Raw genomic sequence first — 16340 nt, forward strand, 5'->3', positions numbered from 1 at the left:
CTTCAGCGGAACCAGATGAAGGTGATGAGCACAAAGAGCGGCACCAGAATGGCCCCGGACCACAGCATGTAGCCAAAGAAGCTGGGCATGGGGACGCCACGGTCTTCTGCAATGGCCTTGACCATCAGATTGGGCGCATTGCCGATGTAGGTGTTGGCACCCATGAACACCGCGCCCGCAGAAATGGCCGCCAGCGTAGGGGCCAGCGTGGTCATCAGCACCGCAGGGTCGCCCCCGGCCGTGTTGAAGAACACCAGATAGGTCGGCGCGTTGTCCAGAAACGAGGACAGCGCCCCCGTGGCCCAGAAGTACATGGCTGGGTCGGGCGAGCCATCGGGCCGTGTCACGGCGCTCACGATGGCACCGAACGGCCCGTTGACGCCCGCCTTGAGCATGGCAATGACCGGAATGATGGTCAGGAAAATGCCTGCGAACAGCTTGGCCACTTCCTGCATCGGGCCCCAGCCAAACTGGTTGCTTTCATGCACCGCCTTGGGCGTGAGCCAGAGCGACAGGAACGTCACCGCCACCAGACCGAGGTCGCGCACGATGCCGGGCAGGCCCACTTCCGTGCCCGCTATGTTGAACACCACCGAAGATTTCCAGAAACCGCTCATCAGCACCAGCGCAACGACCACGCCCAGCAAGCCGAAGTTGTGCTTGCCCTCGAAGCCGATGCCCTGTGTATCGGGCGTGGGGTCACGCGGCAGCATTTCCTCGCGCTTGTGGTAGTACCACCAATCCATCGCATAAAAGATACCCAGCAACGCGCCCAACAGGAACAGGGTTTCCGGAAAGATATGCGAAAGCGTCCAGAAGAAGTCCACGCCCTTCAGGAACCCCAGGAACAGCGGAGGATCCCCCAGCGGCGTGAGGGAACCGCCCGCGTTGGACACGATGAAGATGAAGAACACCACCACATGCGCCTTGTGCTTGCGGTTGTCGTTGGCACGGATCAGGGGACGAATCAGCAGCATCGACGCCCCCGTCGTCCCCATGAAGCTGGCTAGCACTGCGCCAATGGCCAGCAGACCCGTGTTGAGCCCTGGGCTGCCATGCAGGTTGCCCTTGATGTAGATGCCGCCCGCCACAGTAAAAAGTGCCGTCAGCAGGATCACGAAGGGGATGTACTCCGCCAGGAGTGCATGCACCAAGCTTGCCCCCGCCAACCCGGGACCAAAGGCCACGGCAAAGGGAACCAGGAACAACAACGCCCATCCCGCAGCCACCTTGCCAAAATGGTGGTGCCAGAAGATGGGCGCCACCAGCGGCATGACGGCGATGGACAGCAGAATCCCGGCGAACGGAATGCCCCACCACAGAGGCAACGCACTGCCGTCAATATCCGCCGCCAGGGACAGTTCGGGAAGAATGCACAAAGCGGCCAGCAACAGCCCGCGAAAACGCAGCATGGGTTTGTCTCCCTCATTATTGAAATCTACAACGCGCCCAGCTCTGCAAGGACGCTCTGCCGATCGAGACAGCAACTATGCCATCCCGCAAAGGCCTTTGGCAGTGTAGGAGAGACTTCGTACGTTGAACTGACGGGAACTTGAACCCAGCAGCCGGCTCGTGCTCAGACCACCAGAGGCTCCAACACTTGGCGCAGCGCTTGAGGAACTGGGACTGGCCGCCTGGTGTTCCGGTCCACATACACATGGACAAAATGACCCGCTGCAGCAGCGTTTTGCTCTGTGGCAGCGAACAAGCCCACCTCATACCGCACACTGGAAGTACCCATGTGCGCCACCCGAATGCCTGCATGCACATCCTGAGGAAAGGCCAGCGGAGCAAAATAATTGCACTGGGTCTCGATCACCAGGCCAATGGTTGACCCGGCGTGGATGTCGAGAGCCCCGTGCTCGATCAGGTAGGCATTCACCGCCGTATCGAACCAGCTGTAATACACCACGTTGTTCACATGGCCATAGACGTCGTTGTCCATCCAACGGGTCGTGATGGTTCGGAAGACCGGAAATGCGCTGCGAGGTAAAGGCTTGGGACGTTGCGGTGCGTTCATGGGGCCGCATTCTGCGCGTGCAACGCGTGTAGCGCCAAGCCAGAACAGTCACCTCTGTGAAAGCGCTCAAACGGCAACAATTTGTAAGGCTTACCCACTATTTTGCTGCATCGCAACATTTTCACTTGATTTTCACAGATGCAGACCTACAATAAAGACCATGCTGCACTGCAACATGACTAGAGCGCATGGACAGAGCAGACAAATCCTGAAACCCGAGGCTTACCACCTCACAGCAATGGAGATATCTCATGTCCCTGACGAACGAACAAATTCTGGCCGCCCACAAAGCCAACATGGAAACCCTTTTTGGTCTGACGACCAAGGCCTTTGAAGGCGTGGAAAAGCTGGTGGAACTCAACCTCACCGCCTCCCGCGCAGCCCTGAACGAAGCCGCCAGCCACACCCAGGCCGTGCTGAGCGTCAAGGACGTTCAGGAACTGATGGCCCTGCAGGCCGGCCTGCTGCAGCCTCTGGCTGAAAAGACCGCCTCCTACAGCCGCCACCTGTACGACATCGCCTCGGGCACCGGCACCGAGTTCAGCAAGGTTGCCGAAGCCAAGGCCAGCGAAGCCCAGAAGAACTTCGCCAGCATGGTGGACGCCGCTGCCAAGAACGCCCCCGCTGGCTCCGAAACCGCCGTCGCCGTGATGAAGAGCGCAGTGTCCGCCGCCAACAATGCTTTTGAGTCGGTGCAGAAAGCCGTCAAGCAGGCTACCGACGCCGCAGAAGCCAACTTCAACGCCATGGCCACCACGGCAGCCGACGCCGCCAAGACCGCCACGCCCCGCAAGCGCTAAGTCTGTGGTTTTGGAGCACACACTCTAGCCAAACTTCAGGGAATACCCTGATAATAGCGACATCGGTTCTGCAAACACAGGACTCTCCAGTTGTCTCCTTGGATCCTCTCGAAACCCCCCGTTTCTTGGATCCTTTTAAAGCCCGGTTTCGACCGGGCTTTTTTTTCGCCCCGCTCAGCCCTAAAACCAGCCTGACTTCCACTCACCAACGCAATCAATTGCGAATTGTTCGTGTTTGCTTTATGATCAGCATATCCTGACATCCGCAGAAAGCCCCGATCCATGACCCGAAAATTCGCCCCCGCCTTGCTGGTTGGCGGTGTGCTTGCCATGACCCTGGGCGCCGCCTCGGCGCAAGAACAAGTCGTGAACCTCTACTCGGCGCGCCACTACTCGACCGACGAGGCCCTCTACAACGATTTCACCAAAGCCACGGGCATCCGCATCAACCGTGTGGACGCCGACGACGCAGGCATCCTCGCGCGCCTCAAGGCCGAAGGCTCGGCCTCGCCCGCCGATGTGATCCTGCTCGTGGATGCCGCGCGCCTGCACAAAGGGGAAGTGGACGGCCTGTTCAAACCCATCCAGTCCAAGGTGCTGAACGACGCCATTCCGGCCCACCTGCGCAGCCAGCCGGCAACAGACGGAGGCATTTCCTGGTATGGCCTCTCCACCCGAGCCCGCGTGATTGTTTACAACAAGACCAAGGTGCAGAAAGACGATGTGGACACCTACGAAGAGCTGGGTGACCCCAAGAACAAGGGCAAGCTGTGCATCCGCTCGGGCTCGCACCCGTACAACCTGAGCCTGTTTGGTGCCGTGACCGAGCACCTGGGCGACGCCAAGGCCGAAGAATGGCTCAAGGGCGTGGTGTCCAATCTGGCACGCGCCCCCAAGGGGGGTGACACCGACCAGATCAAGGCGGTGGCGGCTGGCGAATGCGATATCGCCGTGACCAACAGCTACTACCTGGCCCGTTTGCTGCGATCCACCAAGCCGGAAGACACTGCCGTGATCAGCAAGGTGGGTGTGGTGTTTCCCAACCAGCAATCCTGGGGCACGCACATGAACATCGCCGGCGGTGCCGTGGCACGCCATGCGAAGAACCAGGAGAACGCGGTCAAATTCCTGGAATACCTGGCCAGTGCCTCTGCCCAGAACTACTTTGCCAACGGCAACAACGAGTGGCCAGCCGCCAAGGGTGTGGCGGTGGACAACCCGGCGCTCAAGTCCATGACCGGCGGCGCACCGTTCAAGAGCGAGACCATCCCGATCAGCGCCGTGGGCGCCAACACGGTGAAGGTGCAGCAAATGCTGGACCGCGTCGGCTTCAAGTGAGTCCCAGTTTCCCCGTGAAAACCCGGCCTGGCCGGGTTTCATTTCTGGGGCATGCATAGGCGATAATTGACGTTTACGTTACGTCACTCATTGGAGCAGCACATGGACATCAAAGGCAAGGTATTCATCGTCACGGGCGGGGCTTCCGGTCTGGGTGAAGGCACGGCACGCATGCTGGCAGCACAGGGCGGCAAGGTGGTCATCGCCGACATGCAGGCCGACAAGGGCGAGGCCGTGGCCAAGGAAATTGGTGGCGCCTTCGTGCGCTGCGATGTCAGCAGCGAAGCCGACGGCCAGGCCGTGGTGGCCCAGGCGGTCTCGATGGGCAAGCTCATGGGCCTGGTCAACTGCGCAGGCATTGCCCCGGCCGAGAAGACCGTGGGCAAAAACGGCGCCCACGCACTGGCATTGTTCAGCAAGACCATCACCGTCAACCTCATCGGCAGCTTCAACATGATCCGCCTGGCCGCCGAGGCCATGTGCAAGAACGAGCCGGAGGCCACCGGTGAGCGCGGAGTGCTGATTTCCACCGCCAGCGTCGCTGCCTACGACGGCCAGATCGGCCAGGCCGCCTACAGCGCCTCCAAGGGTGGCGTGGTGGGCATGACCCTGCCCATCGCCCGCGACCTGGCACGCAACGGCATCCGCAACATGACCATTGCACCGGGCATCTTTGGCACGCCCATGCTCTTTGGCATGCCCAAGGAAGTGCAGGACGCCCTGGCCGCTGGGGTGCCCTTCCCCAGCCGCCTGGGTACGCCGCAGGACTACGCCAAGCTGGTTCAGCACATCTTTGAAAACGACATGCTCAACGGCGAAGTGATCCGTCTGGACGGCGCCATCCGCCTGGCGCCGCGCTGAGCACACCCCTGCCCAAGGGCCGCGCAAGCCACTCGGGGCTGGCGCGGCCAGCGCTCTCCATCAACAAACCCTTGAGCACGCGGGCGCCTCGGGCGCGAGCGATGTCCGCGTCTCCGGCGTCTGTTTGAATCATCAAGTCCGCTCAGCGGACCCAGTCCGGGAAATAGCCCAAGCCGTCCTGCACCACACTGTCGTGTGCCGGAATCACCACCAGGCCCGGCTCCGCCTGCATCAGCGCGCGCACCTTGGCCAGGCTGGCCTGCGTCTGCTGCGCATCGCCGTCCACCAGCTTGCCTGCCACCCAGAATTTGGGCGCGCCCAGCCGCAATGCAGCCACAGTCCAGGCCACATCACCGATGAAGAAATACTGCCTCCCGGAATCCACGGTGACGAAAAGCCCCAATGAGCCCGGCGTATGCCCCGGCATGGGGACCAGCACCACCGTGCCGTCCTGATAAACGTCCAGACTTTCCGCGTAGCCCTTGTACGGCGTCTGCTGAAACACCAAGGGCTCCCACTGGATGGAGGCCGCTCCAATTTGAGACGCCCAGGTGCCCCCAGGCCCCGTGCTGGGTTTGCGAACCAATTCCAGTTCAGCGGCAGCAACCCCCACCCGCGCCTGCGGGAAGTCCAGCACCCCGCCAGCATGGTCCCAGTGGCTGTGGCTCAGAATCACGCGCTGCGGAAGCGCCATGCCCGCCTTGTCCAATTGCGCACGCGCACTGACCACCGGCTTGTCGTACTTGAAGAACAAGCGCCACCACATCGGCATACCCTGCTGGTACTGATCGTCGATCTGGTTGCCCATGCCGGTGTCGAACAGCAGGTAGTCATCATGGTGCTTGATCAGGAAGGCCGAGAAATTCGAGTCCACCTGTTGGGTGACGCTGCCGCCCGGCACCAGCAACGCCTGGGCCACGGCCACCTGGGATGTTTTGATGATCGCAAAGCCCACCTTTGGAAGACTGTCGGACTGCGGCGGCGCCGTCTGGGCGTGCAACAAAGCCACCGGAAGGGTCGCTAGAAAGAAAGCAAAGAAGCAGGTGCGAAGAAGCAGCATGGTGGGTCCTGTAGAGCAAGGGAGCCGAGCGTAAAGCTTGGTCTATGCTCCAATGTCAAGCACCCATTGCACGGCCTTGTCTGCCCCCACCACCATGAACATCAGTCAGCTCGCCAAAGCGGTCGGGGTCTCCACCGATACCGTGCGTTACTACGAGAAGCAAGGCCTCATCAGCGCACCTCAGCGCCAGGCCAATGGCTATCGCCGCTACACCGACACCCATGTCGATCTGGTGCGCTTTGTGCGGGGCGCACAGGCGCTGGGGTTCTCCCTGGCAGAGATACGGGCCATCTTGCCGCAAGTGGTGCAAGGCACGTTGGGCCGCAGCGAGATCGAGCAGCAGCTCAAGGCCAAGATGGCGCAGATCGATGCGCACATGGCGCAGCTCAAGACCTTGAAGAAGGAGTTGGCGGCCACCTTCAGCGCGCTGCGCTGCGCGCCCCACCAGCCAGTGGCCGCAGCCCATGCAACGGCACCGGACAGTGGCAGCGGCGCGGGTGTCGCAGTGGCGCGGCGTGCATTTGCCAAGCGCCAGCCACAGTCCACTTGATGTGCAGGCCTGGCATGCCGACACAGCGAGCCACGCGCATAAAAATGCCGCGCAGTCCTTGCGGAACCATCGCGGCGCACTATTGAATTGATAGCAATTCAGCGCTACCCGGATGTCACTTGCTCACCTATCCGGGGCTTTTGGGTACAAAGCCTCCACCTGATGCGGCACGGTCGGCAGCGCAGCGCCAGCCTGCGGCTCCGACGCTGCCGTACCCCACTCCTCCCAGTCATCCCCAAACAACTCCGCCGGGTGCTGCGTACGGTCTGAGCCGTTGCCGCAGCGCATGTCGTTGGCGGGGCAATACAGATCGCAGCCCCAGCAGATGCGCTCGGGGTGTGCCGGGGCCTTGGGGAACTTCTTGGCGGCCATGGCTGCGTCTGTATTGCCGTGGATGTGGGCAAGGGGCTATTTGCGCGCTGGCGGCACGTCGGTGCAGCTGCCGTGTGCCACTTCCGCCGCCATGCCGATGCTCTCACCCAGCGTGGGGTGGGGATGGATGGTCTTGCCGATGTCCACGGCGTCGGCGCCCATTTCGATGGCCAGGGCGATCTCACCGATCATGTCGCCCGCGTGGGTACCGACCATGCCACCGCCCAGAATCTTGCCGTGGCCATGGGCCTCGGGCGAATCATCGAACAGCAGCTTGGTGAAGCCTTCGTCACGCCCGTTGGCAATGGCGCGGCCCGAGGCTGCCCAGGGGAACAGGCCTTTCTTGACCTTGATGCCTTGGGCCTTGGCCTGATCCTCGGTCAGGCCCACCCAGGCGACTTCGGGATCGGTGTAGGCCACGCTGGGGATCACGCGGGCGTTGAAGGCGGCGCTGGCCAGTTCCTTGTTGCCCTGCAATTCGCCGGCGATCACTTCTGCCGCCACATGCGCCTCGTGCACCGCCTTGTGCGCCAGCATGGGCTGGCCCACGATGTCGCCAATGGCGAAGATGTGCGGCACGTTGGTGCGCATCTGGATGTCCACGTTGATGAAGCCGCGGTCCGTCACCGCCACACCGGCCTTGTCGGCAGCGATCTTCTTGCCGTTGGGCGTGCGGCCCACGGCCTGCAGCACGAGGTCGTAGGTACCTTCGCTCTTGGTACCGTCCAGGCCCTCGAACTGCACCTGGATGCCTTCGGACGTGGCCTGGGCGCCCACGGTCTTGGTCTTGAGCCGGATGTTGTCGAAGCGGTGCTTGTTCATCTTCTCCCAGACCTTGACGAGGTCGCGGTCCGCACCCTGCATCAGGCCGTCCATCATCTCGACCACGTCCAGGCGTGCGCCCAGCGTGCTGTACACCGTGCCCATTTCCAGGCCGATGATGCCGCCGCCGACAATGAGCATCTTTTGCGGCACGCCCTGCAGGGCCAGTGCGCCGGTGGAGTCCACCACGCGCGGGTCGTCGGGCATGAAGGGCAGGCGCACGGCCTGGCTGCCGGCGGCGATGATGGCCTTCTTGAACGCCACCACCTTTTTGCTGCCGGTCTTGTCCTGGCCGGTGCCGGTGGTTTCTTCCACCTCGAGGTGGTTGGCGCCGACGAAGGCACCGTAGCCACGCACGATGGTGACCTTGCGCATCTTGGCCATCTGGGCCAGGCCGCCGGTGAGCTTGGCGATGACCTTTTCCTTGTGGCCACGCAAGGTGTCCACATTGACCTGAGGCGCGCCAAAATCGACACCCGCTGCCGAGAGGTGCGCCACTTCATCCATCACCGCCGCCACATGCAGCAGAGCCTTGCTGGGAATGCAGCCCACGTTCAGGCACACGCCACCGAGCTGGGCATAGCGCTCCACCAGCACCACCTTCAGACCCAGGTCGGCGGCGCGGAACGCGGCGCTGTAGCCGCCGGGGCCGCCGCCCAGCACCAGCACGTCGCAGTCCAGATCGGTCGAGCCGGTGTAGCTGGATGCTTCGATATTGATAGCTGCTTGCGCAGATTCTACGGGCGCTGCAGCCTCATTTGGCTTGGATACTGGCGCCGCAGGCGCAGACGCGGCTCCCTCACCGGCCACTTCCAGCGACAGCAGCACGCTGCCCTCGGCAACCTTGTCGCCGAGCTGGACCTTGAGCTCCTTGACCACGCCCGCGTGGCTGGAGGGAATTTCCATGGAGGCCTTGTCGGACTCCACGGTGACCAGGCTTTGCTCGGCGCGGATGGTGTCACCCACCTTCACGAGCACCTCGATCACGCCCACTTCGTCGAAGTCGCCGATGTCGGGGACCTTGATATCAATCACTGCCATGTCCAGGCTCCTTTCACAGCAGGATGCGGCGGTAGTCCGCCAGCAGTTGGCCCAGGTAGGCATTGAAGCGCGCAGCGGAGGCGCCATCGATCACGCGGTGGTCGTACGACAGCGACAGCGGCAGCGTCAGGCGCGGCACGAACTGCTTGCCATCCCACACGGGCTTCATCTGGCCTTTGGACAGTCCCAGGATGGCCACTTCCGGCGCGTTGATGATGGGCGTGAAATGCGTGCCGCCAATGCCGCCCAGCGAGCTGATGGAGAAGCAGCCGCCCTGCATGTCGGCCGCGCCCAGCTTGCCGTCGCGGGCCTTCTTGGCCAGCTCGGCCATCTCGGCGCTGATCTGCAGGATGCCCTTCTGGTCGGCGTCGCGCAGCACAGGCACCACCAGGCCGTTGGGCGTGTCGGCGGCAAAGCCGATGTGGAAGTACTGCTTGTACACCAGGGTGTCGCCATCGAGGCTGGTGTTGAACTCCGGGAACTTCTTGAGCGCCGCAACCACCGCCTTGATGACGAAGGCCAGCATGGTGACCTTGACGCCGCTCTTTTCGTTCTCCTTGTTGGTGGAGACGCGGAAGGCTTCCAGCTCGGTGATGTCGGCCTCGTCGTTGTTGGTGACGTGCGGAATCATCACCCAGTTGCGTGCCAGGTTGGCGCCGCTGATCTTCTTGATGCGCGAGAGGTCCTTGCGCTCCACCGGGCCAAACTTGGTGAAGTCCACCTTGGGCCAGGGCAGCAGGTCCAGGCCCACACCCGTGCCACCACCGGCCGGGGCCTTGGCGGCCTGGGCCTTGGTCTGCACACTGCCTGCCATCACCCGCTGGGTGAAGGCCTGCACGTCCTCGTGCGAAATGCGGCCCTTGGGGCCGGTACCCTGGACTTCGGCCAGCGGCACGCCCAGCTCGCGCGCAAACTTGCGCACCGAGGGGCTGGCGTGCGGCAGGCCGCCGGTCGGAGTACCAGGCTGGTGCGCAGGCGCAGCCACCGCCGGTGCGGCCGCAGCGGGTGCCGGGGGCATTGCGGCGGCAGGGGCAGCCACCACAACCGCGGGCGCTTCTGTTTTGATAGCTGCTGGCGCTTGTTCTGCGGGCGCTGCAGCCGTTTTTTGCTCAGATGCCTGGGCGGCTGCGCCTGCGGCGTCGAGCACCAGCACCACCGAGCCCTGCTTGACCTTGTCGCCCACCTGCACGCGCAGTTCCTTCACCACGCCGGCGTGGCTCGATGGGATCTCCATCGACGCCTTGTCCGACTCGACCGTGATGAGCGATTGCTCGGCCTTGACCGTGTCGCCCGCCTTGACGAGCAACTCGATCACGCCCACTTCGTCGAAATCCCCGATGTCCGGGACCAGGATGTCCATCAGTGCCATGTTTGTCTCCGGTTCTGTTACGCGTACAGCGGGTTGGTCTTGTCGGCCTTGATGCCGTACTTGGCAATGGCCTCGGCCACCTTGGCGGCGGGCACCGTGCCCTGCTCGCTCAGGGCCTTGAGCGCGGCCACGACGATGTAGTGGCGGTTGATCTCGAAGTGCTCACGCAGCTTGCTGCGGAAGTCGCTGCGGCCAAAGCCGTCGGTGCCCAGCACCTTGTAGCCGCGCCCTGCGGGGATGAACGGGCGGATCTGCTCGGCGTAGCTCTTCATGTAGTCGGTGGAGGCCACCACCGGGCCCGCATGGCCGCCGAGCTGGCGTGCCACGAAAGACTGGCGTGGCGCTTCCAGCGGGTGCAGCAGGTTCCAGCGCTCGCAGTCCTGGCCTTCACGGGCCAGTTCGTTGAAGCTGGGGCAGCTCCAGACATCGGCCTGCACGCCCCAATCGGCGGCCAGCAGGGTCTGGGCTTCCAGCGATTCGCGCAGGATGGAGCCCGAGCCCAGCAGTTGCACGCGCTTGTCTCCTTCGGCACCGGGCTTGCACAGGTACATGCCCTGAATGATTTGCGCTTCGGTGCCCGCCGTCAGGCCCGGCATGGCGTAGTTTTCGTTCAGCAGGGTGATGTAGTAGAAGACGTTTTCCTGCTTTTCCACCATGCGCTTGAGACCGTGGTGCAGGATCACCGCCACCTCGTGCGCGAAGGTGGGGTCGTAGCTCACGCAGTTGGGAATGGTACCGGCCAGGATGTGGCTGTGGCCGTCCTCGTGCTGCAGACCCTCGCCGTTGAGCGTGGTGCGGCCCGAGGTGCCGCCCAGCAGGAAGCCACGCGCCTGCATGTCGCCGGCGGCCCAGGCCAGGTCGCCGATGCGCTGGAAGCCGAACATCGAGTAGTACACGTAGAACGGCACCATGATGCGGTTGCTGGTGCTGTAGCTGGTGGCCGCAGCAATCCAGCTGGCCATGCCGCCGGCCTCGTTGATGCCCTCTTGCAGGATCTGCCCAGCCTTGTCCTCGCGGTAGTACATGACCTGGTCTTTGTCCACCGGCGTGTAGAGCTGGCCCTTGGGGTTGTAGATGCCGATCTGGCGGAACAGGCCTTCCATGCCGAAGGTACGGGCTTCGTCCACCAGGATGGGCACCACGCGCGGGCCCAGGGCCTGGTCGCGCAGCAGCTGCGTCACAAAGCGCACATAGGCCTGCGTGGTGCTGATCTCGCGCCCTTCGGCCGTGGGCTCCAGGATGGCCTTGAAAGTTTCCAGTGCGGGCACGGTGAACTGCTCGTCGGCCTTGGCGCGGCGCTTGGGCAGGTAGCCGCCCAGTGCCTTGCGGCGCTCGTGCAGGTAGCGCATCTCGGGCGTGTCTTCGGCCGGCTTGTAGTAGGGCAGCTTTGGCAGCTCGCTGTCGGGAATGGGGATGCTGAAGCGGTCGCGGATGTACTTGATGTCTTCGTCGCTGAGCTTCTTGGTCTGGTGCACGGTGTTCTTGCCCTCACCGGCCTTGCCCATGCCATAGCCCTTGACGGTCTTGACCAGCAGCACGGTGGGCTGGCCGGTCTTGTTGTTGTGCGCGGCGTGGAAGGCGGCGTAAACCTTCTCCGGCTGGTGGCCACCACGGCGCAGTTCGAAGATCTCTTCGTCCGTCATGTGCTCCACGAGCTTGAGGGTCTCGGGGTAGCGGCCAAAGAAGTTCTTGCGCACGAAGGCACCGTCGTTGGCCTTCATGGCCTGGTAGTCGCCGTCCAGCGTTTCCATCATGAGCTGCTTGAGCTTGCCACTCTTGTCGCGTGCCAGCAGCTCGTCCCAGCCCTTGCCCCAGATCAGCTTGATGACGTTCCAGCCCGAGCCACGGAATTCGCCTTCCAGCTCCTGGATGATCTTGCCGTTGCCGCGCACCGGTCCGTCCAGGCGCTGCAGGTTGCAGTTCACCACAAAGACCAGGTTGTCCAGCCCCTCGCGCGCGGCCAGGCCGATGGCGCCCAGCGACTCGGGTTCGTCCATCTCGCCGTCACCCATGAAGGCCCAGACCTTGCGGTTCTCGGTGTTGGCAATGCCACGGGCGTGCAGGTACTTAAGGAAGCGTGCCTGGTAAATGGCCATCAGCGGCCCCAGACCCATGGACACGGTGGGGAACTGCCAGAAATCAGGCATCAGCTTGGGGTGCGGGTAGCTCGATAGCCCCTTGCCGTCCACTTCCTGGCGGAAGCTGTCGAGCTGCTCCTCGGTCAGGCGCCCTTCCAGGAAGGCGCGGGCGTAGATGCCGGGTGCGCTGTGGCCCTGGATGTAGAGGCAGTCGCCGCCATGGTTCTCGCTCTCGGCATGCCAGAAGTGGTTGAAGCCCGCGCCCAGCATGCTGGCCAGAGAGGCAAAGGAGCCAATGTGGCCGCCCAGGTCGCCGCCGTCCGCAGGGTTCAGGCGGTTGGCGCGCACCACCATGGCCATGGCGTTCCAGCGCATGTAGGCACGCAGGCGCTTTTCGATGGCGATGTTGCCGGGGCAGCGCGCCTCTTGCTCGGGCTCGATGGTGTTCACATAGCCCGTGTTGGCCGAAAACGGCAGGTCGATGCTGTTCTGGCGCGCATGTTCCAGCAACTGCTCCAGCAGGTAGTGGGCGCGTTCGGGACCCTCTTTCTCGATGACGGCGGCCAAGGCCTCCATCCATTCGCGGGTTTCCTGTTGGTCGGCGTCGTTGGCGGCGGGGGCCCCTGTGGCAGTGTCTTGCTGGGCGGACATGCGCGTCTCCTTGGGTTGTGGTGGTGGCAATTTAGTGGGTTCACTCCATTTTTGCACAGTTTTTCAATTTTTCAAATAGCGCCAATCGTTTTTGTATTGTGAAATTCAGAGAAATTCATGCCTCGGCTTCCAAGGAGGCAAACACCCCCTCCCCTACACTTGAGGACATGGCACAAACCACGCCGCAGCCCCTTTCTTCCAATGCCCCCGCGACCCTCGTTCAACGCTGGCGCGCCTGGTGGCGCAGCCTGTCGCCGGTTCGGCAAGACCGCTTTGCCGCCCTGGCCCCCCTGGCGGCCGTTCTTTTGTTCATGGCGGCCATCGTGGCGGCGTTCTGGTACCTGCGCGTGGAAGAAGGCGAGCGCGAGCAGGAGGCGCTGCGCCGCGATCTGGAATACGCCCAGCAGCGTGTGCGCCTGCGCCTGCTGGAGCGCCAGGAACAACTCATGCGCATCGCGCGCGACCTGGCCAACCAGGACATGGAGCGCACGCAGTTCGACCAGCGCGCGGAAACCTTGGTCAGCCAGTACCCCGAGCTCCAGTCCGTCACCTGGATCGACGATCGTGGCCAGGTCCGCGCCACCCATTCCGCACCCACCATTGCAGGCAGCCAGGTACGTGTGGCGGGCGAGGCATTGCAGGCCGGCAGCCTGACCGCCGACACCTACGCCCTCACGCGGGACCTGCAACAGCCGGTGTACGTGCAGCCCGAATCCAGCGCCAACGCCCCGGCCCCCTTGCTGCAGTTGCATGTGCCCATGAACGTGCAGGGCAAGTTTGCGGGCGTGGTGCTGGGCGAATACTCCATCGACAGCCTGCTGCGCTACGCGACCCCCACCGAAGTGCTGGCGCGCTACGCCGTCACGCTGATCGACCAGAACCGCCAGGTGCTCGCGGGCACGCCCTTGCAGCCGCGCGGCCGCGCCGCGCAGTGGATGCCCTGGAGCGCCAAGGCCAACGAGTACGAAGTGCCCGTGTCCCCCGTGGGCAATGGCCTGGTGCTGCGCGCGCAGGCCTACCGCACCTCCCTGGGCGTGGTGGGCAGCGGCCTGTTCTGGCTGGTGGGCACGCTCAGCGCCATGACGGCCTGGATGCTGATTGCCACCTGGCGCCACACACGCCGGCGCATGCAGGCCCAAAACGCGCTGGTGATGGAAACCAACTTCCGCCGTGCCATGGAAAACTCCGTGCTCACCGGCATGCGCGCCCTGGACCTGCAAGGCCGCATCACCTACGTCAACGCTGCGTTCTGCCAGATGACGGGCTGGAGCGAAGCCGAGCTGGTGGGCCAGCTGCCACCGTTCCCGTACTGGCCCGAATCGGAGTACGACAACCTGCACGCCCGCCTGAAGGAAGAACTCAGCGGCAAGACCGTTCCCGGCGGCTTCCAGGTGCGGGTGCGGCGCAAGAACGGCACCTTGTTCGACGCCCGGCTGTACGTGTCGCCCCTGATCGACGCCCACGGCCAACAGACGGGCTGGATGACATCGATGACCGACATCACCGAGCCCAACCGCATCCGTGAGCAGCTCAGTGCCTCGCACGAGCGCTTCACCATCGTGCTCGAATCGCTGGATGCCTCGGTCTCGGTGGCACCGCTGGGCAGCGAGGAGTTGCTGTTCGCCAACAAGCTGTACCGCCAGTGGTTCGGCTCGCACACCGGGGGCCATCTGCAACTGGTTGCCCAGGCCGGCGTGCTGCCCACGGCCCCATCGAGCGCGGAAGACGAGGACGGCCTCATGGGCCTGCCCACCACATCGCTGACGAGCGCCACCTCCGAGAACGCCGAGATCTATCTGCCCGAGCTGGGCAAATGGCTGGAGGTGCGCTCGCGCTACCTGAGCTGGGTGGACGGGCGCCTGGCGCAGATGGTGATCGCCACGGACATCACGCCGCGCCGCCTGGCCGAGGAGCAGGCCGCGCGCCAGACCGAGCGCGCGCAGTCGGTCAGCCGCCTGATCACCATGGGCGAGATGGCCTCCAGCGTGGCGCACGAGCTGAACCAGCCGCTCACGGCCATCAGCAACTACTGCAGCGGCATCATCTCGCGCATCCGCTCGGGCAACATCACCGAGGAAGCCCTGCTCACCGCGATGGAGAAAACCGCGCACCAGGCCCAGCGCGCGGGGCAGATCATCCAGCGTATCCGCGACTTCGTGAAAAAAAGCGCACCCAACCGCCAGCTGGCCGATGTGCCCACCATGGTGAGCGAAGCCGCGGAGCTGGCCGAAATCGAGCTGCGCCGCCACAACGTGCGCCTGACGCACTACGTGGCCGCGCGCCTGCCGCAGGTGATGGCGGACTCCATCCTGATCGAGCAGGTGCTCATCAACCTGATGAAGAACGGCGCCGAATCCATCGCCCAGGCCCAGCGCCCGCTGTCCAACCGCAGTGTGGAGCTGCGCGTGGTGCCGCGCCAGGTGGAAGGCCAGGACGGCGTGGAGTTTTCCGTACAGGACACCGGCAAGGGCCTGCCCCAAGAGGTGCAGGACCGGCTGTTCGAGGCCTTCTTCTCGACCAAGACCGAAGGCATGGGCATGGGTTTGAACCTGTGCCGCAGCATCGTCGAGTCCCACCAGGGCCGGATGCAGGCAGAGAACCTCTACAATGGGCCGGAGGTCACGGGCTGCCGGTTTTCCTTCTGGCTGCCCCTCGCTGCGCCTGCCAACGACACGGCAGACACCGTGGCAAACGCACACCCCCCAAGGACAAACGCATGAGCTTGATTCCCAAAAAAGGAACTGTGTATGTCGTCGATGACGACGAGGCCGTTCGCGATTCGCTGCAATGGCTGCTGGAAGGCAAAGATTACCGGGTGCGCTGTTTTGATTCGGCCGAGTCCTTTCTCTCGCGCTACGACCCGCGCGAAGTCGCCTGCCTGATCGTGGACATCCGCATGGCAGGCATGACGGGCCTGGATCTGCAGGATCGGCTGATCGAACGCAAATCCCCCCTGCCCATCGTCTTCATCACCGGCCACGGCGACGTGCCCATGGCGGTCGATACGATGAAGAAAGGCGCGCTGGACTTTATTCAAAAGCCCTTCAACGAAGACGCGCTGGTCAACCTGGTGGAGCGCATGCTCGACGTGGCGCGCCAGTCCTTCGCGGGCTACCAACAGGCCGCCAGCCGCGAAGCGCTGCTGGCCAAGCTGACCAGCCGCGAAGCGCAGGTGCTGGAGCGCATCGTCGCCGGGCGCCTGAACAAGCAGATCGCCGACGACCTGGGCATCAGCATCAAGACCGTGGAAGCGCACCGCGCCAACATCATGGAAAAGCTGGGCGCCAACACCGTGGCCGACCTGCTCAAGATCGCCCTGGGCCAAGCCGCAGCCAAGGCCTGATTTGCTATTGTTTTAATAGCTACTTGCGCTTGATT

Annotated in this window: 13 protein-coding genes; 6 read left to right on the top strand and 7 right to left on the bottom strand. The window is 63.6% G+C overall.

The features are described 5' to 3' along the window. Positions 1 to 2: 2 nt before the first annotated feature. Complete coding sequence (locus MJ602_RS07585) at positions 3 to 1412, bottom strand: sodium:proton antiporter (protein WP_243020215.1); 1410 nt, start codon at positions 1410 to 1412, stop codon at positions 3 to 5. 164 nt (positions 1413 to 1576) lie between these two features. After that, the gene (locus MJ602_RS07590) at positions 1577 to 2020 is read right to left on the bottom strand and encodes an acyl-CoA thioesterase (RefSeq protein WP_243020216.1); all 444 of its coding nucleotides are present in this window, start codon (positions 2018 to 2020) and stop codon (positions 1577 to 1579) included. 251 nt (positions 2021 to 2271) lie between these two features. On the opposite strand from MJ602_RS07590, the gene MJ602_RS07595 reads away from it, so the two are divergent. The 3 genes from MJ602_RS07595 to MJ602_RS07605 all read left to right on the top strand — a co-directional run bounded on the left by MJ602_RS07595 (position 2272) and on the right by MJ602_RS07605 (position 5019). Continuing rightward, positions 2272 to 2820: a phasin family protein gene (locus MJ602_RS07595; RefSeq protein ID WP_243020217.1), complete on the top strand. Its 549-nt coding sequence runs from the start codon at positions 2272 to 2274 to the stop codon at positions 2818 to 2820. A gap of 282 nt (positions 2821 to 3102) precedes the next feature. Next, the gene (locus MJ602_RS07600) at positions 3103 to 4158 is read left to right on the top strand and encodes an extracellular solute-binding protein (protein ID WP_423246694.1); all 1056 of its coding nucleotides are present in this window, start codon (positions 3103 to 3105) and stop codon (positions 4156 to 4158) included. A gap of 102 nt (positions 4159 to 4260) precedes the next feature. Beyond that, positions 4261 to 5019 (top strand): 3-hydroxyacyl-CoA dehydrogenase, encoded by a 759-nt coding sequence (locus tag MJ602_RS07605; RefSeq protein WP_243020218.1) that lies wholly within the window; start codon positions 4261 to 4263, stop codon positions 5017 to 5019. 142 nt (positions 5020 to 5161) lie between these two features. Here MJ602_RS07605 and MJ602_RS07610 read toward each other — a convergent pair whose 3' ends face one another. Then, positions 5162 to 6079: an MBL fold metallo-hydrolase gene (locus tag MJ602_RS07610; protein WP_243020219.1), complete on the bottom strand. Its 918-nt coding sequence runs from the start codon at positions 6077 to 6079 to the stop codon at positions 5162 to 5164. A 94-nt stretch (positions 6080 to 6173) separates the two neighbouring features. On the opposite strand from MJ602_RS07610, the gene MJ602_RS07615 reads away from it, so the two are divergent. Then, the gene (locus MJ602_RS07615; RefSeq protein WP_243020220.1) at positions 6174 to 6629 is read left to right on the top strand and encodes a heavy metal-responsive transcriptional regulator; all 456 of its coding nucleotides are present in this window, start codon (positions 6174 to 6176) and stop codon (positions 6627 to 6629) included. A 123-nt stretch (positions 6630 to 6752) separates the two neighbouring features. Here the strand turns inward: MJ602_RS07615 and MJ602_RS07620 are convergent, their stop codons facing one another. Genes MJ602_RS07620 through aceE form a run of 4 tightly spaced genes read right to left on the bottom strand, consistent with a single transcriptional unit; the run spans position 6753 to position 12962 of the window. Further along, positions 6753 to 7001: a DUF3079 domain-containing protein gene (locus tag MJ602_RS07620; RefSeq protein WP_162016417.1), complete on the bottom strand. Its 249-nt coding sequence runs from the start codon at positions 6999 to 7001 to the stop codon at positions 6753 to 6755. 36 nt (positions 7002 to 7037) lie between these two features. After that, positions 7038 to 8864: a dihydrolipoyl dehydrogenase gene (gene lpdA, locus MJ602_RS07625; RefSeq protein ID WP_243020221.1), complete on the bottom strand. Its 1827-nt coding sequence runs from the start codon at positions 8862 to 8864 to the stop codon at positions 7038 to 7040. 13 nt (positions 8865 to 8877) lie between these two features. After that, on the bottom strand, positions 8878 to 10233 hold the full coding sequence (aceF, locus tag MJ602_RS07630; RefSeq protein ID WP_243020222.1) for a dihydrolipoyllysine-residue acetyltransferase: 1356 nt from the start codon (positions 10231 to 10233) through the stop codon (positions 8878 to 8880). Between the two features lie 17 nt (positions 10234 to 10250). Further along, positions 10251 to 12962 carry a pyruvate dehydrogenase (acetyl-transferring), homodimeric type gene (gene aceE, locus MJ602_RS07635; RefSeq protein ID WP_243020223.1) on the bottom strand — a complete coding sequence of 904 codons (2712 nt, stop codon included), beginning with the start codon at positions 12960 to 12962 and terminating at the stop codon, positions 10251 to 10253. A 167-nt stretch (positions 12963 to 13129) separates the two neighbouring features. Between aceE and MJ602_RS07640 the strand changes: the two genes are divergently transcribed. Both MJ602_RS07640 and MJ602_RS07645 read left to right on the top strand, forming a co-directional pair. After that, positions 13130 to 15682: a PAS domain S-box protein gene (locus tag MJ602_RS07640; protein ID WP_243020224.1), complete on the top strand. Its 2553-nt coding sequence runs from the start codon at positions 13130 to 13132 to the stop codon at positions 15680 to 15682. Further along, on the top strand, positions 15679 to 16305 hold the full coding sequence (locus MJ602_RS07645) for a response regulator transcription factor (protein ID WP_243020225.1): 627 nt from the start codon (positions 15679 to 15681) through the stop codon (positions 16303 to 16305). Before MJ602_RS07640 ends, MJ602_RS07645 begins: the two co-directional genes overlap by 4 nt. The last annotated feature ends 35 nt before the right edge of the window (positions 16306 to 16340 follow it).

Source organism: Simplicispira sedimenti (genome assembly GCF_022760965.1).
Lineage (GTDB): Bacteria > Pseudomonadota > Gammaproteobacteria > Burkholderiales > Burkholderiaceae_C > Simplicispira > Simplicispira sedimenti.